A 21722-nucleotide genomic window follows, 5' to 3' on the forward strand; every position below is an offset into this window, starting at 1 on the left:
TTACCCTGGGAAGTACTTTTCAATTTGATGCATTTATCCCAGATAACTGGAGGTTCTTTCAACCTCCATGGTTTCCTGTAATAGGTTTTATTTCCTTATTTACCTGAGAGGACTGACCATTTATAAGTGGTTTAACCATGGGAATGTTTGCCGGGGAGGCAGATTGTTGATACCAAGTGCGAGTACTCTATGGAGCTTACCCCTACTTTACAGGGATAGACTAATTCAATTCACGAAGTAAAACTCATATAAGAAAGGTGGGCAGGTAGGTGAGAGGGGCCCTCTAACTATCACACCTATAGTCTTGCTCAATTCTTTCTCCTATAAGTAGTCACCTTACAACAAAGGAGGCTATCCTGTGTCTTTCTCTATTCCTTCCTTTATCCCTTAGTTTCAGAACAAATACCTGGCAACAGATTAGAATTATAGCAAGCTCTATAGTGTTTCACCTGGTTAGATAGCCCCTTAATAGAACCTTCTTCCCTGAACAGGGACTGAAAATCTTGCACTACCTATGGAGTGTTCAATACCGGTTATTGATGGGGATTACCGTGGATATTGGTAGTAATGCTGTGCCCTTAGCCTATGTTATTCCTCCTGGAAAGCAGGGACATCTATACGGAGGTGAATTATATTTGGCAACAAAAAAAGTGGGGTGGGAGAAAAAGGGGAAGCCAAATAGGCCCATCTATAAAAACACTTGCCCGGAAATTATGGGATCCGGATTGTAATAAGTTAGCGAAGTACTGGTATTAGAACCTAACTATATCACGAGAATATAAACACCTGCCTGATCATTTAATTATTACTCTTTTGGTGCCATCATATATCTCCCTAAGTATTTATTTACCTTACAAGAGCACCCTGCCAGCTAACCACTTTCCCGGCCAGTGTCAAACAGCAACCCTAAATGAAGCCTTCCCTCATGTTCCACGTGGAACACCAAACAAAAACCTCACTTATCCCTGCTTATATGTAATTTTGCATCTTCTACAATATATAAAACGAAGTATGTTTCCTTCTTACGATGTTATAGTGGTGGGCGCCGGACATGCCGGTTGTGAAGCTGCAGCTGCTGCAGCTAACATGGGATCCAGGGTATTACTGGTAACCATGAACATGCAAACTATTGCCCAAATGAGTTGCAACCCTGCAATGGGTGGTATAGCTAAAGGGCAAATAGTTCGTGAAATAGATGCGCTGGGTGGATACTCCGGTATTGTTACCGATCAATCTATGATCCAATTCCGGATGCTGAACCGTTCCAAGGGACCTGCCATGTGGAGCCCCCGTACCCAAAACGACCGGATGTTATTTGCCACAAAGTGGAGGGAAGCATTGGAGCAAACCCCGAACGTAGATTTTTACCAGGACATGGTAAAGGGTCTGTTAGTAAAAGAGGGTAAATGTTATGGTGTTATTACCGGGCTGGGACATGAAATAAAAGCAAAATCAGTTGTACTTACCAATGGCACTTTCCTGAATGGAGTAATGCATATTGGAGATAAACAGTTCGGTGGGGGACGGGTAGCAGAGAAAGCTGCTACCGGAATTACTGAGCAATTGGTGTCCCTGGGTTTTGAAAGCGACCGTTTGAAAACAGGTACCCCTCCCAGAATTGATGGCCGTAGCCTTGACTACTCCAAAATGGAAGAGCAAAAAGGTGATGAAGAGATCACCGGTTTCTCATACCTGGATATAGAAAAAATAAAACCCGAACAGCAACGCAGCTGTTGGGTCACCTATACCAGTGCTGAAGTTCATGAAGCATTGAAAACCGGGTTTGATCGTTCACCCATGTTCCAGGGAAGGATCCAGGGTGTAGGCCCAAGGTACTGCCCAAGTATTGAAGACAAGATCAACCGTTTTGCAGAAAGAGAAAGACATCAGCTGTTCGTAGAACCGGAAGGTTGGAACACCGTGGAAATATATGTGAATGGTTTTTCAACTTCCCTGCCGGAAGATGTACAATACAAAGCCCTGCAAATGGTACCCGGTTTTGAGAACTGCAGAATGTTCCGCCCGGGGTATGCTATCGAGTACGATTATTTTCCACCTACCCAATTACAGTTTTCCCTGGAAACAAAACAGGTGCAAAACCTTTTCTTTGCCGGACAAATTAACGGTACCACCGGGTATGAGGAAGCAGCTTGCCAGGGTTTAATAGCCGGTATGAATGCTCACCTGAAAGCAAGTGGTCAGCCACCGTTTGTATTAAAAAGGAGTGAAGCATATATTGGAGTGTTGATAGATGACCTTATAAACAAGGGAACCGAAGAACCATATCGCATGTTTACCTCCCGGGCAGAGTTCAGAACATTACTGCGCCAGGATAATGCAGACCTCCGCTTAACAGAAAAAAGCTATCGCTTAGGTTTGGCCTCCCAGGAAAGAATGGAAAAAGTGCAGCATAAACAGGAAGGTGTTGCTAAAGTAAAATCCATTTTGAAAGAGCTGCCCTTAGATCCGGAAGATATTAATCATCACCTGGAAGAAAAAAATTCTGCACTGCTTACCCAACGGCAACGTGCCTGGCAAATTTTACTGCGCCCGGGAATGGATATTTTGTCTATGAAAAACAGGGTGCAGAAAATTGCAAATGCGCTGGAAAATTTTTCAGCAGAAATTTTAGAGCAGGCAGAGATTCAGATCAAGTATGAAGTATACATTGAAAAGGAAAATGAGCTGGTGAAAAAAATGAGCCAGCTGGAAGACCTGGTGATCCCGGAAGCTTTTGATTATACCAAGCTGGTTTCACTTAGTTCAGAAGCCCGTCAGAAATTTAATAAAATCCGTCCGCGTACTTTAGGACAAGCCAGCCGGATCAGCGGCGTAAATCCAAGTGATGTACAAATTTTGATGGTGTACATGGGACGGTAAAATCAATACCGCTTAAAATACTCAAAGGGAAATGTTCCACGTGGATATTTCCCTTTTTCTTATCAGAAAAGGCCTGTTTTTACTAACCGATTGATTTTCAAATAATTAAGCAATAAAATATTGACTTCATTATCTCCCCAAATTTTAACGATCGCTCGCTTACGCTGGTGTTAGTATCAAAACAGGAGTATAAAGAAATTAGCGCCCTTAAAATGGATATTTAGGGAAACACACCTTTTTTCATTAAAAATTGTGGATAAAAGCAACGCTTCGTGTTTAATCGACGTAAATATTGAAGTGATTATTGTAAAACGAATATCTTTATACTCTTTGAAAAAAAGTTGTGTACTTTAAGGGGAACTAAGAAAAAAAGGTAACAGATATTTCGTGCACGAACTGAACGACATTATTGAAGGTTGTCGGAGTTTAAACCGTAACAGCCAGGAATTATTGTATCGGCAATTCTATGGATATGCCATGAGTATTGCTTTGCGGTATGCACAAAATAAGGAGGAAGCAATTGAAATTTTAAATGATGGGTTTCTGAAAATATTTCAACACATCTCTGAATTTGATACGACACGTCCCTTCAAAAGCTGGCTGGCCAAAATAGTGGTAAATACAGCCATCGATCATCTGCGCAGTAAAAAAAGAATTTCTTTCACAGAAGATATAACACAGGTGTATGACCTGGGTATGGATGATAAAGCAATGGACAAGCTCTCGTATGATGAGTTGTTGTTGCTGGTACAATCTTTACCGCCTGCTTACCGCACTGTTTTTAACCTGTATGTAATGGAGGGATACCAGCACCAGGAAATAGCAGAACAATTAGGGATATCAGAGGGGACCTCTAAGTCTAATCTTTTTAAGGCAAAAAAAATATTGAAAGAAAAAATAGAGAAGGCTACATCCTATAACACCGTAAGATAAAATATAAAAACCCACGAGGGTTACGTAAAATGAGTGACGCGTTTGATAATAAGTTTCGTGAGAGGTTGAGCGAAGAAAATTTTCCATTTGATCCGGAAGCCTGGAAAAAAATGGAGAAGAAACTAGACGCCCTCGACAACGACACCAACAGAAAACCTTTCTGGTGGTGGCTGGCGCCGCTTGTATTAATATTGCTGGGGACAGGCGCTTTCATTTGGTGGCGTAACAGCAATAACACAACAACCAGCCCGGTTGCTGAAACAGAAAAAACTACTGAGCAGGTGATCACTCCTTCACCTGCAGATTCCGCCTTGACTTCCAAAGAAAAAATTGTTGCACCAAATGATGATAACAGTACGGTAACAGCGCCTGTTGCAAAAGCGCCTTCAACACCACCGGCAGCTACAACGTTAACACCTGCACGAAATAATAATTTAACAACAGCAGATGCGCCGGCAAACAATTCCGGGCAAAATAAAAATAATCCTTCACCTAAAGGATTTGCAGCGGACAGGCTGGTAAATAAACCAGGTACAAAAACTACCCGGCCGGCAGCTGACCCGTCAGAACAACCATTGGCAAAATCAAATGGTATAACGGGAACGGATATTTCAAATATTTCCCAACCGGTTAATAATAATTCCGGCGCAGAAGAAAATGAAGTGCTGCGTTTACTCAACACCCATTACTTCACTAACCCGGCAGTTTCTGATAAGCTGAATCGAAGTGGTCATTTACCCATTAAAGAGATCGCGGAAAAAACAGAGAAAAAGAAAAGCACCGTTCCCAACCGCAAAGGATTTTCTGTTGGATTAATGCTGGGGCCTGTGTTTAACGTAGCACCTTCACTCGAATATGGAAAGTTTGGTTTGGATGGCGGAATACTGGTCAACTATCATATAAACAATCATTGGTCATTTACCTCCGGCGCAATATATAGTGATAAACCTTATGGCGGTACCCGGAAAGATTATGGTGTAGTAAAAACATGGTCTTACCCAATGAATACAGTAAAGCGCATAGATGCAAACTGTAGAGTGCTGGATGTGCCCATCAATATTAACTACACTTTTATGAACAGGCCTAAGTATAACCTGACAGCTACGGTTGGTTTATCCAGCTATTTTATGCTAAAGGAAGAATATACTTATAAAAGGGACTATATGCCTGCCTGGGAAAAATCCCTGAGCAATGAAAACCAGCATTACCTGTCGGTGCTTAACTTAGCGTTCACTTACCAGCTGCCACTGAACAGCCATATGTCATTAGGTATACAACCGTTTGCAAAAGTGCCCCTGGGTGATATTGGATATGGGCAGGTAAAACTATATTCCACCGGGGTAGCCGTACAGCTGAATTTTAACCAATTCAGGCGTAAGCAATAGGCCGGTAGTTTCTTTTTGCTTATATTAGGTATAAGAAACGTTATGACCTATGCATGGTTTATTACTGACTGCCGGCGCAATGGTTTTCCCCTTGCTACTAAATGCGCAAACACCAACTGACTTCGACCAGTACCTGCTGATCGGTACCTATACCAAGAAGCAAAGTGAAGGTATTTATGTTTATGCCTTTAACTCACAAACAGGAGCAGTAAAACCGGTAAGTATTGCCACTGGTGTGGTTAACCCTTCTTACCTGGCCATTGCCCCGGATAAAAAACATGTATACTCTGTAAACGAAGTTGGTGTGGAAAGAACCGGCGGTGTAAGTGCTTTTGCTTTTGACAATGCCACCGGCCAGCTGCAGTTCCTGAATAAACAACCTTCTGGTGGAGAAGGACCCTGCTATATTAATACGGACAGTGCCGGTACACATGTACTGGTGGGTAATTACGCCGGCGGCAGCTTATCCGTACTACCGGTACAGGCAGACGGGAAGGTGGGCGCGCCACTGCAAACCGTGCAGCACACCGGATCCAGCGTGGATAAGAACCGGCAGGAAAAACCGCATGTGCACTGCGTAGAGTTTTCGCGGGACAATCAATACCTGTATGTGCCTGACCTGGGAATTGATAAAGTAGGTATTTATAAGTATGATCCTGATTCACCTTTACTGCTGCAGGAGGCAAACCCATCCTATGCGCCGTTGCCCCCGGGTTCCGGTCCGCGCCATATTACTTTTCATTCCAATGGCAAATGGGCTTACCTCATTCATGAGCTGGATGGAAAAGTAACGGCATTTAAATATGATGCCGGCAAGCTTATACCCATACAAACAATTTCCACTTTGCCGGCTAATTATAAAGGCAAGATCTCCGGTGCAGATATTCACATTTCACCGGACGGAAAATTTTTGTACGCCTCCAACCGCTATGATCTGAATAACATTGTGTATTATTCCATTGATCAGCGTAGTGGTAAATTGGTGTGGAAAGGGCAACAATCTTCCGGTGGTAAAGCGCCCCGGAATTTTATGATAGATCCTTCCGGCAACTTCCTGTTAGTGGCTAATCAGGATAGTGATAATATTGTTCTGTTCAAACGCAATCCCACTACCGGTGCTATAAAACCCACCGGCGAGCAAATAAAGATATCTATGCCTGTATGTTTAAAAATGATAGCCGTGGAAAAGCAGTAAGATTTATGGCATAGCATTTTCGGTACTTACTAAAACTAAAAAGGTACTGCTATGAAAAATAATCAAAACAAACCTGAAAAGAAGGACCTGCCGCAAGCCCCCACCATGAAAGAGCAGGAAGAGAAAAGAGACAAAACATTTCCCGGATACCCCACTTATCCCGCCAGCGAGGATATTATGAACCAGGGTGAACAGGAAGACCTGGATGTGGAAAACGTTACCCGCAATGTTCAGCTGAATAATGAATTAGCAAAAGGTAAAGAAGACTTACCGGATGAAGAAAGAAGGCTGGATATACCTGGCGCAGAGCTGGATAACGAGGGAGAAGATATTGGTGAGGAGGATGAAGAAAATAACTTTTATAGTTTAGGAGGCGACCGGCATGAGGATCTGGAAGATGATCAGTTAGTTGAGCGGGATGATGATGAATCATAACAGCGGTGTTAATAACCGGCATAGTGCATCCACAAATTTTTCACCTATAGAGCGGTTCTTCCAGCTGCGCCGTGTAATAAGCACAGCGTTATCCAGATCATCTTCAAAAGCAGCGTTTAGCTCTTTTACAACAGCGCGGTCATACATAATAACTGCAATTTCAAAGTTTAAGTAAAAGCTGCGGTTGTCCAGGTTTACGGTACCTACTATTGCCAGGTTATCATCAACGATCATGGATTTGGCGTGGATAAATCCTTTCTGATAAAAGTAAACTTTCACACCTGCATCCAGCATGGGTTTGATGAAGGATTGCGCGGCATGCTGCACAAAAAATGAATCGCCCTGCTGGGGTAACAGCAGCTCTACATCCTTACCGGCTTGTGCAGCCATTTGCAGGGCTGTTAATAATTGTTCATTCGGAATAAAGTATGGATTGCTGATGCGTATGCGGCGGCGGGCTACATTAATGGCCATGATAATGGTTTGCATGGCCATGGGCCATGGTGAATCCGGACCACTGGCAACAATATCCGTAAAACATTCGCCGGTAAAGGCGGCCCGCTGGTAATAGGGTGTTGCAAACGGAAAATCCTTTTTACTGCAATAACGATAGCTCATCATGAACTGCAGCTGCAGCTGGTTCACCACATCGCCTTCCAGCTGCAGGTGTGTATCCCGCCAGAACACCTCATTGTGGCCGTTATTAATGTAACGTTCATCCATGTTTATACCACCGGTAAAACCAATTTTGCCATCTACCACAATGATCTTACGGTGATCGCGGTAATTAGCATTCAGGTAAAAATCCAACAGCACCGGTGAAAAGGCATATACTTCTGCACCATGCTCTTTCAGCCGGCGGGTAATTTTACCCATGTTATCACATCCCAGGTCGTCATAAATAAAACGTACTTCCACCCCTGCCTGCAGGCGTTCTATTAAAATATCTATTACGGCATTGCCCACACTATCCACTGCAAAAATGTAATACTCCATATGGATATGATGCTGCGCCCCGCGCAGCGCTTCCATTACAGCCGGAAACTTTTGCTCCCCGTTCAGTAATATTTTTACGCGGTTATTGCGGGTAAGCAGTGAGTGCATGGTATTCAACAGCATGGATGCTATTTCCTGTTTGCTGGCTACCAGGTGGCGAAGCTCTACCTGCATCTGTTCAATCTCAGGACGCTTATTTTCCCAGTACCGCAGCATAAGTGATTCATCCCTGGAACCTTTGAAGGTAAAGCGTTTGCGTTTACGCAGATCGCGCCCCAGGTAATAGTATACCACTAAACCAACCAGCGGTAAAAATACCAGCAGCAGTATGTAGGCCATGGCCTTAATGGGGTTGCGGTTCTCCAGCAAAATAGTGCCTACTACCCCTACAAATGTGAGGAGCAATAACACGTAGCTGAAGATCTTAATAGCCAGGTGCCAGTTGGTTTCTGATAATAAATGGAGGATGGTAAACACAACAGGAAGCGATTAGTGTTGATAAAGATAAAAGTTTATGCCAATAGTGCAGTAATGCACCGGTAAAGGAATAGTTATCAACAAAAAGTTTTCCAATAAATTGGTTTACTGTTTGGCTACTGCAGGTAAAGGTGTAACGGCAGATTTTATAAACAAAGCCCAGTGTATAAAGGCGCCCACCAGCAGGTTAAGTACAGCGCAAACCGTCATCCAGGTATTTTCTGTGGAGAAGCCGCCAATAAATAACCAGCAAAAAAAGTAGAGATGGAACCATACCGGCACCAGCCAGGTAACAGCAGGAAGCGTAGTATGATCAATGGTTTTATTTTTTCGTTTAATGTAGCCCCTTACCGACATTATGCTGAACAATACCAGCAAAGCCACCAGCCTGTGTGCGCTGGTGATGCCAAAAGTTAATCTTAAAAAATCGGCAATGGTGAAAAGCGATAGCCACAGCGCTGCCTGCGAAATGAGGATGGACAGGATAGGGGTGAAGACGCGCCATATTTTAGCCGGCACCGCCTTTACCTTTTCCAGCAGGCGTGCAAAAGAAGAATAAAAGAACACTACGCAAAGCCAGCCGTAAAAATTGCCATAAGGCACGCCAAACCACTGGCTGGTAAGCACATTGTATTGCGGCCCGCGGGATTCCCAGTCCCAATGCCACATATGCAGGCGGTAGGCTACCACATCCATGCTCAGGTCTATATTCACGGCCAGCAGTGCATCCAGCGCAGCGGCCGTCCATAAGCTCATACCCAATGCATCTGTTAACAGGCGTGAAGTGTAAATAATAATGGCCCAGCCGGTACCAATACACACGGGTATGTTGTTGGGCGCTACACCCAGCATAACCCAGAATTGTCCATACTTATAACCTGCGTTGGTGGCTACATTCACATACTCCAGCAATAAGCCGAAACCCAGGCCGCCCAGCAGGTACATGATATTGCCAATACCCTTTTTATATGCGTGTATGCAGCAAAGTATAAACAGCAGGAACATGCAACACTCTGTAAGCGGGTAACAAATACCAATAGGATACGCATATGGCATAGCGGGGTAAGGCCTCATATTGCAGGTTTTTGTAGCAATATGAAATTACATATTTTCCCGGTCAATGTAGGAAGTGCGCCTGGTATCCCTTACAGCAACGTACACAATAAGCGAAATAAAAATGCAGCCGGTAATGTACCAGTAGTACAGCGACTCGTGCCCGATGTTTTTAAAGTACAATGCAATGTATTCTGCTGTTCCTCCGAAAAGCGCTACCGTTAAGGCATAGGGCAGGCCTACACCCAGCGCCCTTACTTCTGCCGGGAAAAGTTCTGCTTTTACCACGGCATTAATAGCCGTGTACCCGCTTACAATAATAAGCGCTGCCAGTATCAGGAAAAATGCAGCAACGGCAGATGTGGTATGGCTAAGCGTAGTTAAAATAGGTACCGTGAATAAGGTGCCTAATACGCCAAAGCCTATCAGCAAAGGTTTACGGCCATATTTATCAGAGATCCACCCGAACAGCGGCTGTATACCCGCATAAATGAGCATGAGCATAAAAACAATAAGGGTGGATTGTTCTTTGGATAAATGCACCGTATTTACCAGGAACTTTTGCATGTAGGTAGTATAGGTATAAAAGGCCAGCGTGCCGCCTAACGTTAACCCCACAACGGTGAGCACAGCCCGCGGATGCTTTTTAAGCAGCACAGCTACAGAACCCCGTTCTGTTTTTTTATCATCCAGCTTTACGGATTCTTCCATGTTACGGCGCATATACAATACTATCAATGCCAGCAAAGCCCCTATGAAAAAGGGAATGCGCCATCCCCAGCTATGCAGCTGCTCCGGCGTAAGAAAAACTTTTTGCAACAGCAGCTGAATGCCCAGTGAAACCAGCTGCCCGCCAATTAATGTTACATATTGAAAGCTGGAAAAGAAACCGCGTTTTTCTTTGGTAGCAATCTCGCTCAGGTAAGTGGCAGAAGTTCCGTACTCCCCGCCTACGCTGAGGCCCTGCAGCAAACGGGCCAGCAGTAAAAATACCGGCGATAGCAGGCCAATGCTGCGGTAGGAGGGTGTGAACGTGATCATCAACGATCCCAGCGACATTAACAGCACAGATAAGGTCATGGCTGCTTTACGGCCCGTGCGGTCTGCAATGCGGCCAAACAGCCATCCCCCAATAGGCCGCATCAGAAAGCCTACGGCAAAAATTGCCGCGGTGTTCAGCAGCTGTACGGTAGTATTACCTTCCGGGAAAAAGGCCGGCGCAAAGTACAGGGCAAAGGTGGAATAGGCATACCAGTCGTACCACTCCACCAGGTTGCCGGCAGAACCGGTAATAATTGCTTTCAGACGCCAGGCGGTATTGTGGGTAGGGTGTTGATCGATCATGGAACGTAATTGAACATGGGATGTGCGGTCAAAAATAGCAGCTTTTTATATAAGTTAAGGGTGTTCTTGTATCTTCGTAAACAACCACTCATAACTGAATAACATGCAAGATCCTATAACAAATGCTAAAAAAGCTGCCGGCGAGAAAGCGGCAGAGTTTATCCGTCCGGGTATGATAGTAGGGCTGGGCACCGGATCTACGGCTTACTGGGCTATTCAGAAAATAGGCGCCCTGGTAAAAAATGGACTGGATATACAGGCCATTGCTACCTCTGAAGCCTCTGCAGCATTGGCCCGCGAGCTAAAGATCCCGCTTACCACCTTTGCAGAAACCCAACGTATAGATATTGATATTGACGGCGCCGATGAAGTAAGCGAAAACCTGGATGTGATCAAAGGCGGGGGTGGCGCGCTGCTGCGGGAAAAAATAGTGGCTTACCACAGTAAGCAGCTGATCATTATTGCAGACGAGCATAAGTATGTGCCTACGCTGGGCCGCTTTCCGTTAGCGGTGGAGGTGATCCCGTTTGGCTGGGAAGCTACGGGCAGCAAGCTGCAAAGCCTGGGTTGCCGGCCCTTGCTGCGTGCAAAAGGAGAGGAGATCTTTATTACAGACAACGGGAATTATATTATTGATTGCTCTTTTGGAAATATTAAAGAGCCGCAGCTGATCAATGATGCGCTGCATAACATTCCGGGTGTGGTAGAAACAGGTTTGTTTGTGCAAATGGCGCATAAGGTGGTACTGGGGTATGAGGATGGGACAACGGAGGTAAGGGAGAAATAAATAGGTGTAAATAAAAAAAGAGATCATTTTTAAATGATCTCTTTTCTGGTGGTGTGGGGCGGGATCGAACCGCCGACACAAGGATTTTCAGTCCTTTGCTCTACCGACTGAGCTACCGCACCGCCTTATCCTTCTTGTGAAGGGAGTGCAAAGATAATAGTTTTCGATTTTAATTTCCAAATATTATTGGATCAAATTGTTACGGAAGCCGTTATTTCCTGATAAATACCATCCCATAGCTGGCGGCGCTTTTCCAAAGCCGTTTTCACAGCCCCGGCTGCTTCCAGCCATTTCAGGGAATTAGTACCACAGAGCTCCTCCACCATTTGCATGCCTAACTGGCTGTGATGGCCGCCATCTACTTCAATATGCCGTTCCAGGTAATATTTTAAAATACTGATCTGCCCGGGGAACTGGTTGTCCAGGTCTTTGATCATGCTAAGGAACATATCGGGGATCAGGTCCTCCCGGCCAAAAGTGAATACCGCGGCCTGTATGTGTACCGGCGCCTGCTCGATGAGGTCAAAGGTGTATTGCATAAAAGAGCGGGCCGCTTCGGGTATGGAAGCATTTTGCAGCACGGTTTTTATGTTAACGCCGGCCTGTAATTGCCGCAGGCAGACCAATATCGGCTGCGTATCGGCGCCCGCCTGCTGCATGGCCTGCAGGTACAGCTCAAAGTGGCTGGTACGGGAGCCATTCGGCGCTATATCACTTTCCTCACCGGTTACAATTTCATTGATAAGAAAACGGGTGGCCGCATTGCCGGCAGGCATCCAGGGAATGGTAGTGCAGGTGAGCTGGCGTTGTAACGATTTTAATAATGACATGAAATCCCAAACTGCAAATACATGATATTGCATGAACAGCCGTATATCATCAATATGTTGGATGCGGCGGTATAGGGGATGTTGGATAATGGTTTCTCTTAAGGGTGCTATCGCATCCCTGATCAGTGTATTCATTCCTGCTTTTAATTTCCGTATTCCACCAGGAACTTAATGCGCATCAGCTTCAATTGTTCGATCGTGTAATCACTTTCGATCAGCTCTTCACGGGCCAGCGCAAGGCTGGATGTTTCACAGCCTTTAAAGTATTCTATGATCTCGTCCTGTGCATAATCGTCCAATTCCTCGTCAATGCAGTAATCCAGGTTTAGTTTGGTACCGCTGGCTACAATGGTTTCCATTTCATCCAGCAGCTGGGCTATGCTTAATTCTTTATTCTTGGCAATGGTTTCAAGCGGCATTTTTTTGTCGATGTTCTGGATAATGAACACTTTTAAACCGCTTTTATTCACCACGCTTTTCATCACAAAATCGTCCGGCTTTACGATGTCATTTTCCTGCACATACTTGCCGATGATGTCAACAAACTGTTTGCCATAGCGGATGGCTTTACCCTTGCTTACGCCCTGGATCTTTTCCAGCTCCTGTACGGTGGTAGGGTACTGGGTGGCCATATCTTCCAGGGAAGTTTCCAGGAATATTACAAAGGGAGGCAGGTTCTTTTCCTTCGCCACTTTTTTACGCAGGTCCTTCAGCATTTCAAACAGCACCGGATCTGCGGAGGCCTGGGCTTCTGCGGTCATTTCATCATCATCACCGCCGCCTTCATCATCAAACTGGTGATTCAGGGATACCATAATGGAATAAGGCTTTTTCAGGAACTTGTTGCCTTTGTCCATTACCTTCAGCAGGCCGTATTCCTCAATATCCTTTTCTATCAGGCCTTCCAGCATCATTTGCCGGATAAGGGAGTTCCAGAAATGGGAATCAAACTCTTTGCCTTCGCCAAAAATATCCAGCTGATCATGGCGGTAGGTGGTGATCTGCGGGTTGCTTTTACCGGTAATAATATTTACTACGTACTCTGTACCAAAACGCTCATCCAGCGCCTTAATGGCTTTAAGCACTATAACCACGCGGTTCTTTACCTCTATTTTCTCCTTCGGATTACGGCAGTTATCGCAGTTGCCGCAGTTATCTTTTTCAAGATGCTCTCCGAAGTAGTGCAAAATTACTTTACGGCGGCATACGGAGCTCTCTGCATATGCTACCGTTTCGTTAATTAACTGGGCGCCCATTTCGCGTTCGCTCAGCGGCTTGTCACGCATCAGGTGCTCCAGCTTCTGCACATCTTTATGGCTGTAAAAGCAAAGGCAAATGCCTTCCAGTCCGTCACGGCCGGCGCGGCCGGTTTCCTGGTAATAATTCTCCAGGCTTTTGGGAATGTTGTAGTGGATCACAAAACGCACATCCGGCTTATCGATCCCCATTCCAAATGCAATGGTGGCTACGATAACCTCCACCTCTTCCAGCAGGAACATATCCTGGCGCTGGGCGCGGGTATTGGAATCCAGCCCGGCGTGGTAGGCTACGGCTTTAATATTATTAGCCATCAGCATATCGGCCAGCTCCTCCGTTGTTTTACGGTTCAGGGTATAGATAATGCCGCTTTTGCCTTTATGTGAGTGGATGAACTTTACTATTTCGCGGATGGTCTGGTCTTTCTTGCGCTTGGGCCTTATTTCATAATACAGGTTGGGCCTGTTGAAAGATGAAATATAGATCTCCGGCTCGCGTAATACCAGGTTCTTTACAATATCGCTTTGCACCTTAGGGGTGGCGGTAGCGGTAAGGGCAATAATAGGCAGGTTCGGGTTGATCTGGTCTATCATCTCCTTCAGGCGGCGGTATTCCGGCCGGAAGTCGTGGCCCCATTCGGAGATACAATGCGCTTCGTCCACGCCAAAGAACGAGATCTCCAGGTCCCGGAAAAAATCCAGGTTTTCCTGTTTGGTAAGTGTTTCCGGCGCTACATACAGCAATTTGGTTTTGCCGCTCAGCAGGTCGGTACGTACTTTTTTTATTTGTGCTTTAGATAAAGTAGAATTAAGGAAGTGTGCAACATTATCCTTGCTGCTGTAGGAACGAACCAGGTCTACCTGGTTTTTCATCAGCGCAATCAGGGGAGAAACAATGAGCGCGCATCCGGGACTAATGAGGGCGGGTAACTGGTAGCAAAGGGATTTCCCCCCTCCGGTTGGCATAATTACAAAAGTATCTTTCCCGGAAAGTATGCTCTTTATGATAATCTCCTGGTTCCCTTTAAAGGAATCGAACCCAAAGTGTTCGTGTAATGCATCTAACAAACTTACCTTTACAACAGCCATTGCATTCAAGATTTAACGATATACATTCAAAACTCTAAAGAACTAACGGATTACGTTTATTGATTATATGATTTTTAGGGGACACGAAGTTACTTAAAAAACCCCTGAATTACAATAGAATTTATATAAACTGAGGTAAATTTGTGCCGCCAAGATGAAAAAAACAACAGCTATAAACATCCGTGAAACCGCATTGCGGACCCTTCAGGTAGAGGCCGCGGCAATAAGAGATCTGCAGCAATTTGTAGATGAGGACTTTGAAAAGGCTGTGGAGATAATTGCCCAGTGTGCGGGACGATTGGTTGTAACCGGTATTGGCAAGAGCGCCATTATCGGGCAAAAGATTGTAGCCACGCTAAATTCCACCGGCACGCCTGCCTTATTTATGCATGCTGCAGACGCTATTCATGGCGACCTGGGAATGATACAGGAGCATGATGTGGTGATGTGCATTTCCAAAAGCGGCTCCTCCCCTGAGATAAAGGTATTATTGCCACTGGTAAAGAGCTTTGGCAATACCCTTATTGCCATGGTAGGCAATACCAGCTCGTACCTGGCGCAGGAGGCAGACCTGGTGCTTAACACCACTGTTACCCAGGAGGCCTGCCCCAATAACCTGGCGCCTACTACCAGCACCACCGCCCAAATGGCGATGGGCGATGCGCTGGCCGTATGCCTGATAGAATGGCACGGTTTTACTGCTGCAGATTTTGCTAAATTCCATCCCGGCGGCACTTTGGGCAAAAAATTGTATCTGAAGGTAGGGGACCTGAGCCGGCACCATCAAACACCCCGTGTGCGCCTGGATAGTCCCCTGCAGGAAGTGATCCTGGAAATATCTTCCAAGATGCTGGGCGTAACGGCCGTATTGGATCCGGAAGAGCAATTGTGTGGCATTATTACCGACGGTGACCTGCGGCGCATGCTGGAGAAAAACATTAATCCTGCAACGGTAATTGCCCGGGATATTATGTCGGCCCATCCCAAGCACATACAAAAGGACGAGCTGGCGATCAATGCCCTGGAAAAAATGCGGCAGCACGATATTACCCAGTTACTGGTTATGGAAGATAAGCGGTATATTGGCATCATTCATTTACATGACCTTATCAGGGAAGGGATTATTTGACAAGCGATGACGACACAAATGAACAGGCATTTTTATGTGGCCATTATGGCCGGAGGAATAGGTAGCCGTTTCTGGCCTTACAGCCGTACAGATTACCCCAAGCAATTCCTGGATATACTGAATACCGGGAAAACCCTCCTCCAGTGGACCTATGAGCGCTTTGCAGCGTTTGTGCCGAAAGAGAACATCTACGTGGTTACCCACCAGCATTATGAAGGTAAAGTGAAGGAGCAGCTGGGTGAGCTGCCGGTTGCCAATATAGTGTGCGAGCCATCCCGCAAAAATACCGCACCCTGTGTAGCATATATTTCCTATAAGATCCATCAGCAGGATCCGCAGGCCTGTGTGGTTTGCGCACCTGCAGATCATCTGATACTGGACGGGCCGGCCTTTACTGCCGCCTGCCTGAACGCCCTTACCTTTGTACAAAAGAACAGCGCATTATTAACGCTGGGCATTAAACCTACCCGCCCGGATACCGGCTACGGTTACATTCAATATGAAACCCAGCAGGTGGCCGATAATGTGTACGAGGTAAAAACCTTTACTGAAAAGCCTAACCTGGAGCTGGCCAAAACCTTTTTGCAAAGCGGTGACTTCCTCTGGAACGCCGGCATTTTTGTGTGGAATGTAAAAACCATTATTGCTGCGTTTAAAAAATACCTGCCTGAAATAGACGAGCTGTTTGAACAGGGCCGCGCTGCGCTGAATACGCCCCAGGAGCGGGAATTGATAGATGGCATTTACCCGCAGTGCACCAACATTTCCATTGACTATGGCATTATGGAAAAGGCGGATAATGTGTATGTGATCCCTGCCAACTTCGGGTGGAGTGACCTGGGTACCTGGGCCTCAGCCTACGAGAACCTGGAAAAGGATTACCTGGGCAATGCCGTGCAGGGCAAGAATGTGGTAGTGATAGATGCCACCAAGTGTATGGTAAAAGCTGCACCCGAAAAGCTGGTAGTGCTGCAGGGCTTAGATGAATTTATAGTGATAGATACCAACGATGTGCTGCTTATCTGCAAAAAAGAAAATGAGCAGCAGATCAAAGAATATGTGGCAGAAGTTAAGCGGAATAAGGGAGATAAGTTTTTGTAGGATTACGGATTATTTTAGCAGTAACAACAGTAACGGTTTGTAAGATATGATCTCTAAGCTCCCGAACGTAGGCACCACCATATTCACCGTCATGTCTGCCCTGGCAGCAGAACACAAAGCCATTAATCTTTCACAGGGTTTCCCCGATTTTGATTGCGATGATACCTTAAAAGAGGTTGTGAATGCTGCCATGCAGCAGGGCCATAACCAGTATGCGCCCATGCCGGGTATACTGCCGCTGCGGGAAGCGATTGCAAAAAAGATATACAATTCCTACGCGCAAACCGTTAACCCGGATACTGAGATCACGATCACGCCCGGCGGCACCTATGCTATATTTACGGCTATTGCCACCTGCATACAACCGGGGGATGAGGTGATTATTTTTGAGCCGGCTTATGATAGCTATATACCCAATGTGCTGGTGAATGGCGGGGTGCCGGTACTGATACCGCTTACCTTTCCGGAGTACCGCATAAACTGGGAGCTGGTACGCAGCAAAATAACATCCCGCACCCGCATGATCATGCTGAACACCCCGCACAACCCAACCGGCAGCATACTAACGGAGTCGGATATACGGGAGTTGGAACAGCTGGTAGCAGCGCATAACCTGCTGGTGTTAAGTGATGAAGTGTATGAGCATCTTGTTTATGACGGCGGGCAGCATCACAGCATATTAAAATATCCCAACCTGTTTAAGAACAGCTTTGTTACTTTTTCTTTTGGTAAGGTATTTCATGTAACCGGCTGGAAAATGGGCTACTGCATAGCCCCGGCCCACCTGATGAAGGAGTACCGTAAGGTGCACCAGTACCTTTGCTTTTCAGTAAATACGCCCATGCAATACGGACTGGCTAAATTCCTGGAAACACCGGAACACTACTTATCCCTGCCGGCCTTTTACCAGGAAAAAAGGGATTACTTTCTGCAGCTGATGGCAGATACTAAATTTACGCCCCTGCCATGTTACGGCAGCTATTTTCAGCTGATGCGTTATGATAAGATCTCCGATGAAGGGGATAAAGACCTCACCATTCGTATAACCAAAGAATTTGGCGTAGCCAGCATACCTGTATCTGCCTTTTACCAGGATGGCCAGGATGATCATGTGATCCGTTTCTGCTTTGCCAAAAAGAAAGCAACCCTGGAGCAGGCGGCGGAAAGACTCCGGAGGATTTAATAAAAAAAAGCCATCTCTTAAAAAAGAGACGGCTGTCCTTTGTATTACGAGCAGTACGAAATGCTTATGAGTTAAATCCCGGTTTAGCTTACGGCTACCAGCTCCTGTTCGTACAAACTGTTTGCTCCCAGTACCTGGGTATGATCCAGGAAGGTTACAACACCGGTTTCAACATCGTATAATGCGCCTATAATTCCTACTTCACCGTTCAGGATCATTTCACGCAGGATCATGCTTTGCTCCAGCACGGCCTTTACAGAGCGTTCTGTATGCAGTTTGGTAACAGCATCCACAAAAGCGTGATTATGTGAGTTCCGGTTTTCGCGGATGGTTTTTTCCGCGTACACGGCAGGAGTGATCTTGTTAAGCAGCCCTGTAAGGTTACCCATTTCCACATGGTCGCAGGCGCCTTTTATAGCTCCGCATTTGGTGTGGCCCAGCACTACAATAAATTTGGATCCTGCTACTTTACAGGCGTATTCCAAACTACCCAGCACATTATCGGAGATAACAGCACCGGCTAAACGAATACTGAAAATATCGCCTAGTCCCTGGTCAAAGATCAGCTCTGCAGAGGTGCGTGAATCCATACAGCTTACGATAGCTGCCATGGGCCATTGGCCATCAGAGGTTTCATTTACCTGTTGTAAATGGTTACGGTCTATTTTCAGGTTATCTACAAAGCGGTTGTTCCCCTGCTTAAGCAATTGTAAAGTTTGTTCCGGCGTTAAGTTTGCCTGTGCGGCTTTATCTAAAGTTTTCATTTTACAGTTTTAATAGTTTGTGAATAAAAGAAATTGAAAAGAACGAAGGCATGCTGCCCGGTTAATTCAGCTCCAGCTCTTTTAACAGCTGTTCATGATTACCGGAGGAAATTACCTGTACATGCCCGGCCCGCGCGGCCGCATGATGGCCATCCAGCTCCTCGCTGGGCGTGTTGGTGATCTTATACACCTCTTTAAAGCCGGTGAGCACCACGCTTATATTTTTTTGTACGGCTTTTACATCCCTGAACTCGCGGATGGTTTCCAGCACATCATGATCTATATACACCGTGTTGCTGGCATCTATCACCACGGAGCTGTTTTCCGGTAAATGATCCAGCGTAAGCAATATGCTGGCCTTATTGAGGAAGGATACTTCCTGCGCCAGCTCCAGGCGAATGGTATCGCCGGTATGGTATTGCTCTTTACGGAAATAATAAGGGCTTTTCATATTGCCTCTTAAAATGGCAATTACACTCACGGCCATACCCAGGGCTATACCTATCAGCAGATCGGTGAACACAATGGCTACCAGTGTTACCACAAACGGTACCCATTGGTACTTGCCTTTGCTGAACATTTCTTTGAAAATGGAGAGCTTACACAGCTTGTAACCGGTAACCAGCAGCACGGCTGCCAGGGTGGCCAGCGGTATTTTGTTCAGCACCATGGGTATTAAAGCGGCGCAGGTAAGCAGCAGCGTGCCATGGATGATAGTAGACATCCTGCTACGGGCGCCGGCGTTAATGTTGGCGGAGGAACGCACAATTACGGAGGTAATAGGCAGGCCGCCAATTAAACCGCTCACCATATTACCAATACCCTGTGCACGCAGCTCACGGTTAGGGTTGGTATGGCGTTTCTGCGGGTCCAGCTTATCCGTGGCTTCCACGTTCAGCAAGGTTTCTACAGAAGCTACTATGGCAATAGTTAGGGCCACAACCCACACTTCTTTATTGGCCAGCGCGCTAAAATTGGGCAGGGTGAACTGGCCTACAAACTGCTGGAAGCTGTCGGCTACCGGCAAATTCACCAGGTGGCTGGGCGTAAGGGCCAGGCTGCTGCCGGTGCTAAGGAAAAGCATATTCAGCAACACACCGGTTATTACCGCTACCAGGGCAGATGGGATCACATTCAGCTTGGGTATTTTGCTCCAGTACAGAATGATCAGTATAGATACGATGGTGATTAGGGTAGCGCCCAGGTGAATATGATTTATACCCGAAAGCAGCGCGGTAAAGCTGTTATCCCCATCTACCTGTATAAAGGTGAAGTCGCCTTCAGAATCTTTATCATACCCAAAGGCATGTGGTATTTGTTTTAAGATAATAATAAGACCAATGGCCGTAAGCATACCCTTAATAACATTGGAAGGGAAGTAATTGGCCACGGTACCCGCCTTTATTAAGCCCAGCCCTAACTGCAGGGCGCCGCCAATGAATACGGCTAATAAGAATACATCAAAAGCCCCCAGCTTGGTAATAGCCGTTAATACCACGGCGGTAAGGCCGGCGGCCGGGCCGCTGACACTTAGCTGGGAACCACTCAGGGAACCGACAACCAGGCCACCGATAATACCGGATATTAAACCGGAGAACAAGGGTGCACCGGAGGCCAGGGCTATACCCAGGCAAAGCGGCACTGCTATCAGAAATACTACCAGGCCGGATGAAAAGTCGGCTTTTATGTTCGAGAAAAAAGAAGGTTGCTTGCTCATAACCGCAAAGGGATTTAATCGTTAAGCTTTTATTCACACGACTGAGCAGCGACGGCGTTATGTGCGTTCTAACACAGACATATAGCTATATGCCATGTTAGCTCGTACCAGCGCAGTGGAACAGCATGTGAAAATGTAAATACAAGAGGACACGCATTACCGGATGGTAAGGCGTAAGAAAACCATAGGTATCGCTTAACAATTGGGTGGGGGAGCGTGAATTTCACGGGCAGGACCAGAAGGAATATCTTCAAAGAGTTGGTACTGCACTATATTAAGGTATAACTCAGGAGCAAATTTCAGGGAATCGTCAAAATGGTCGTAGTACTTAACCTCTTTGGCCAGCTTCACTATATCTACGCAACCATCTACGGGGTGTTCCTCAACAATCTGGTTATTAAACAGCAGCTTGCCCATCTCCTTGATCGGGAGCAGCTGGGTACCCATAAGTACCAGGAGGCATATGCTGATAAGTTTCTTCATGTTTTTAGAGACACTCAGAACAAAAGTAATTAACCAAGTTTATACTTTGAAAATACGACAATTAAAAAAATGTTAAAAGCCCCTGGTCCCTTTTTCATCCCAGAATATTACCATTCATCACATAAAACGGGCTACTGTTTTGAGTATAATTTTAGGTAGATCGGCCACTATGGCTCATCCACCTGTTTTGATGGGTAATTGTCTAAACCAATTATTTTGCTTTCTATGGTATTGTGTATTGCATAGTAGTAAATATTCCCTATCTTTGAATTGTAAAGTTAAAAAGCTCACTTGCCATGAATATAGATAACACACAATCGCAGATGCGGAAGGGAGTGCTGGAGTTCTGCATTCTTTCCGTTATCAAGCAAGGAGAAGCTTATCCTTCAGACATTATTGAAAAAATGAAAGAGGCGAAGCTAGACATCCTGGAGGGCACCCTGTATCCCTTACTGACCCGTTTGAAAAATGCAGAACTACTAACCTACCGCTGGGTAGAAAGCAGCTCAGGGCCCCCCCGAAAATATTTTTCCATGACCGAAAAGGGAGAGGCCTTTTACCGGGAGCTGGAAACAACGTGGAATGAACTGGCCAATGCGGTCCATCAGCTCACGCAAAACAATACCATCCTTTAAGCATTATATCACCTAAAATCTGAAAAACAGTTCCCGCTGTTGAAAATCAA

At 45.8% G+C, this 21722-nt stretch carries 18 protein-coding genes and 1 tRNA gene; 10 read left to right on the forward strand and 9 right to left on the reverse strand.

Features of this window, described 5'->3' with window-relative positions; translation table 11 throughout:
* The first annotated feature begins 1011 nt into the window (after window positions 1-1011).
* The 5 genes from mnmG (at window position 1012) to VIM87_RS23465 (ending at window position 6828) form a co-directional block, all read left to right on the forward strand.
* Entirely contained in the window at window positions 1012-2880 is a 1869-nt protein-coding gene (gene mnmG / locus VIM87_RS23445) for a tRNA uridine-5-carboxymethylaminomethyl(34) synthesis enzyme MnmG (RefSeq protein WP_331999358.1), read from the forward strand.
* 387 nt (window positions 2881-3267) lie between these two features.
* Window positions 3268-3813, forward strand: a complete 546-nt coding sequence (locus VIM87_RS23450; protein WP_331999359.1) for a sigma-70 family RNA polymerase sigma factor — start codon at window positions 3268-3270, stop codon at window positions 3811-3813.
* Window positions 3814-3923: 110 nt separating this feature from the next.
* On the forward strand, window positions 3924-5198 hold the full coding sequence (locus VIM87_RS23455; protein ID WP_331999360.1) for a hypothetical protein: 1275 nt from the start codon (window positions 3924-3926) through the stop codon (window positions 5196-5198).
* A gap of 49 nt (window positions 5199-5247) precedes the next feature.
* Window positions 5248-6393 carry a lactonase family protein gene (locus VIM87_RS23460; protein ID WP_331999361.1) on the forward strand — a complete coding sequence of 382 codons (1146 nt, stop codon included), beginning with the start codon at window positions 5248-5250 and terminating at the stop codon, window positions 6391-6393.
* A gap of 51 nt (window positions 6394-6444) precedes the next feature.
* Entirely contained in the window at window positions 6445-6828 is a 384-nt protein-coding gene (locus tag VIM87_RS23465) for a hypothetical protein (RefSeq protein WP_331999362.1), read from the forward strand.
* Here VIM87_RS23465 and cls read toward each other — a convergent pair.
* The 3 genes from cls to VIM87_RS23480 form a co-directional block, all read right to left on the reverse strand.
* Complete coding sequence (gene cls, locus VIM87_RS23470; protein ID WP_331999363.1) at window positions 6823-8301, reverse strand: cardiolipin synthase; 1479 nt, start codon at window positions 8299-8301, stop codon at window positions 6823-6825. The genes VIM87_RS23465 and cls overlap by 6 nt on opposite strands.
* Before the next feature lie 105 nt (window positions 8302-8406).
* Entirely contained in the window at window positions 8407-9375 is a 969-nt protein-coding gene (locus VIM87_RS23475) for a carotenoid biosynthesis protein (RefSeq protein WP_331999364.1), read from the reverse strand.
* A gap of 27 nt (window positions 9376-9402) precedes the next feature.
* The gene (locus VIM87_RS23480; RefSeq protein WP_331999365.1) at window positions 9403-10698 is read right to left on the reverse strand and encodes an MFS transporter; all 1296 of its coding nucleotides are present in this window, start codon (window positions 10696-10698) and stop codon (window positions 9403-9405) included.
* A gap of 103 nt (window positions 10699-10801) precedes the next feature.
* On the opposite strand from VIM87_RS23480, the gene rpiA reads away from it, so the two are divergent.
* Entirely contained in the window at window positions 10802-11485 is a 684-nt protein-coding gene (gene rpiA, locus VIM87_RS23485; RefSeq protein WP_331999366.1) for a ribose-5-phosphate isomerase RpiA, read from the forward strand.
* A gap of 46 nt (window positions 11486-11531) precedes the next feature.
* Here the strand turns inward: rpiA and VIM87_RS23490 are convergent.
* The 3 genes from VIM87_RS23490 to recQ all read right to left on the reverse strand — a co-directional run bounded on the left by VIM87_RS23490 (window position 11532) and on the right by recQ (window position 14660).
* Window positions 11532-11607, reverse strand: a tRNA-Phe gene (locus VIM87_RS23490).
* Between the two features lie 69 nt (window positions 11608-11676).
* On the reverse strand, window positions 11677-12450 hold the full coding sequence (locus tag VIM87_RS23495; RefSeq protein ID WP_331999367.1) for a DUF3050 domain-containing protein: 774 nt from the start codon (window positions 12448-12450) through the stop codon (window positions 11677-11679).
* Between the two features lie 8 nt (window positions 12451-12458).
* Complete coding sequence (gene recQ / locus VIM87_RS23500; protein WP_331999368.1) at window positions 12459-14660, reverse strand: DNA helicase RecQ; 2202 nt, start codon at window positions 14658-14660, stop codon at window positions 12459-12461.
* 154 nt (window positions 14661-14814) lie between these two features.
* On the opposite strand from recQ, the gene VIM87_RS23505 reads away from it, so the two are divergent.
* The 3 genes from VIM87_RS23505 to VIM87_RS23515 are packed head-to-tail and all read left to right on the forward strand — an operon-like array spanning window position 14815 to window position 18073.
* Window positions 14815-15789 carry a KpsF/GutQ family sugar-phosphate isomerase gene (locus VIM87_RS23505; protein ID WP_331999369.1) on the forward strand — a complete coding sequence of 325 codons (975 nt, stop codon included), beginning with the start codon at window positions 14815-14817 and terminating at the stop codon, window positions 15787-15789.
* Between the two features lie 18 nt (window positions 15790-15807).
* On the forward strand, window positions 15808-16890 hold the full coding sequence (locus VIM87_RS23510; RefSeq protein WP_331999370.1) for a mannose-1-phosphate guanylyltransferase: 1083 nt from the start codon (window positions 15808-15810) through the stop codon (window positions 16888-16890).
* Between the two features lie 46 nt (window positions 16891-16936).
* Window positions 16937-18073, forward strand: coding sequence for a methionine aminotransferase (locus VIM87_RS23515; protein WP_331999371.1), 1137 nt, complete (start codon window positions 16937-16939; stop codon window positions 18071-18073).
* Window positions 18074-18156: 83 nt separating this feature from the next.
* On the opposite strand, the gene VIM87_RS23520 is transcribed toward VIM87_RS23515, so the two are convergent.
* The 3 genes from VIM87_RS23520 to VIM87_RS23530 form a co-directional block, all read right to left on the reverse strand.
* The gene (locus tag VIM87_RS23520) at window positions 18157-18837 is read right to left on the reverse strand and encodes a carbonic anhydrase family protein (protein WP_331999372.1); all 681 of its coding nucleotides are present in this window, start codon (window positions 18835-18837) and stop codon (window positions 18157-18159) included.
* Window positions 18838-18898: 61 nt separating this feature from the next.
* Window positions 18899-20554, reverse strand: coding sequence for a SulP family inorganic anion transporter (locus VIM87_RS23525; RefSeq protein ID WP_331999373.1), 1656 nt, complete (start codon window positions 20552-20554; stop codon window positions 18899-18901).
* Window positions 20555-20749: 195 nt separating this feature from the next.
* Complete coding sequence (locus VIM87_RS23530; protein ID WP_331999374.1) at window positions 20750-21037, reverse strand: hypothetical protein; 288 nt, start codon at window positions 21035-21037, stop codon at window positions 20750-20752.
* A 296-nt stretch (window positions 21038-21333) separates the two neighbouring features.
* On the opposite strand from VIM87_RS23530, the gene VIM87_RS23535 reads away from it, so the two are divergent.
* The gene (locus VIM87_RS23535; protein WP_331999375.1) at window positions 21334-21672 is read left to right on the forward strand and encodes a PadR family transcriptional regulator; all 339 of its coding nucleotides are present in this window, start codon (window positions 21334-21336) and stop codon (window positions 21670-21672) included.
* Window positions 21673-21722: the final 50 nt, after the last annotated feature.

This window comes from Chitinophaga sp. (assembly GCF_036569125.1).
Classification (GTDB): domain Bacteria; phylum Bacteroidota; class Bacteroidia; order Chitinophagales; family Chitinophagaceae; genus Chitinophaga.

Coding starts and splice junctions, on each gene's coding strand:
- mnmG (WP_331999358.1), top strand. CDS start 1,012: ATGTTTCCTTCTTACGATGTTATAGTGGTGGGCGCCGGACATGCCGGT.
- VIM87_RS23455 (WP_331999360.1), top strand. CDS start 3,924: ATGGAGAAGAAACTAGACGCCCTCGACAACGACACCAACAGAAAACCT.
- VIM87_RS23460 (WP_331999361.1), top strand. CDS start 5,248: ATGCATGGTTTATTACTGACTGCCGGCGCAATGGTTTTCCCCTTGCTA.
- VIM87_RS23465 (WP_331999362.1), top strand. CDS start 6,445: ATGAAAAATAATCAAAACAAACCTGAAAAGAAGGACCTGCCGCAAGCC.
- VIM87_RS23475 (WP_331999364.1), bottom strand. CDS start 9,375: ATGAGGCCTTACCCCGCTATGCCATATGCGTATCCTATTGGTATTTGT.
- VIM87_RS23480 (WP_331999365.1), bottom strand. CDS start 10,698: ATGATCGATCAACACCCTACCCACAATACCGCCTGGCGTCTGAAAGCA.
- rpiA (WP_331999366.1), top strand. CDS start 10,802: ATGCAAGATCCTATAACAAATGCTAAAAAAGCTGCCGGCGAGAAAGCG.
- VIM87_RS23495 (WP_331999367.1), bottom strand. CDS start 12,450: ATGAATACACTGATCAGGGATGCGATAGCACCCTTAAGAGAAACCATT.
- recQ (WP_331999368.1), bottom strand. CDS start 14,660: ATGGCTGTTGTAAAGGTAAGTTTGTTAGATGCATTACACGAACACTTT.
- VIM87_RS23505 (WP_331999369.1), top strand. CDS start 14,815: ATGAAAAAAACAACAGCTATAAACATCCGTGAAACCGCATTGCGGACC.
- VIM87_RS23510 (WP_331999370.1), top strand. CDS start 15,808: ATGAACAGGCATTTTTATGTGGCCATTATGGCCGGAGGAATAGGTAGC.
- VIM87_RS23515 (WP_331999371.1), top strand. CDS start 16,937: ATGATCTCTAAGCTCCCGAACGTAGGCACCACCATATTCACCGTCATG.
- VIM87_RS23520 (WP_331999372.1), bottom strand. CDS start 18,837: ATGAAAACTTTAGATAAAGCCGCACAGGCAAACTTAACGCCGGAACAA.
- VIM87_RS23525 (WP_331999373.1), bottom strand. CDS start 20,554: ATGAGCAAGCAACCTTCTTTTTTCTCGAACATAAAAGCCGACTTTTCA.
- VIM87_RS23530 (WP_331999374.1), bottom strand. CDS start 21,037: ATGAAGAAACTTATCAGCATATGCCTCCTGGTACTTATGGGTACCCAG.
- VIM87_RS23535 (WP_331999375.1), top strand. CDS start 21,334: ATGAATATAGATAACACACAATCGCAGATGCGGAAGGGAGTGCTGGAG.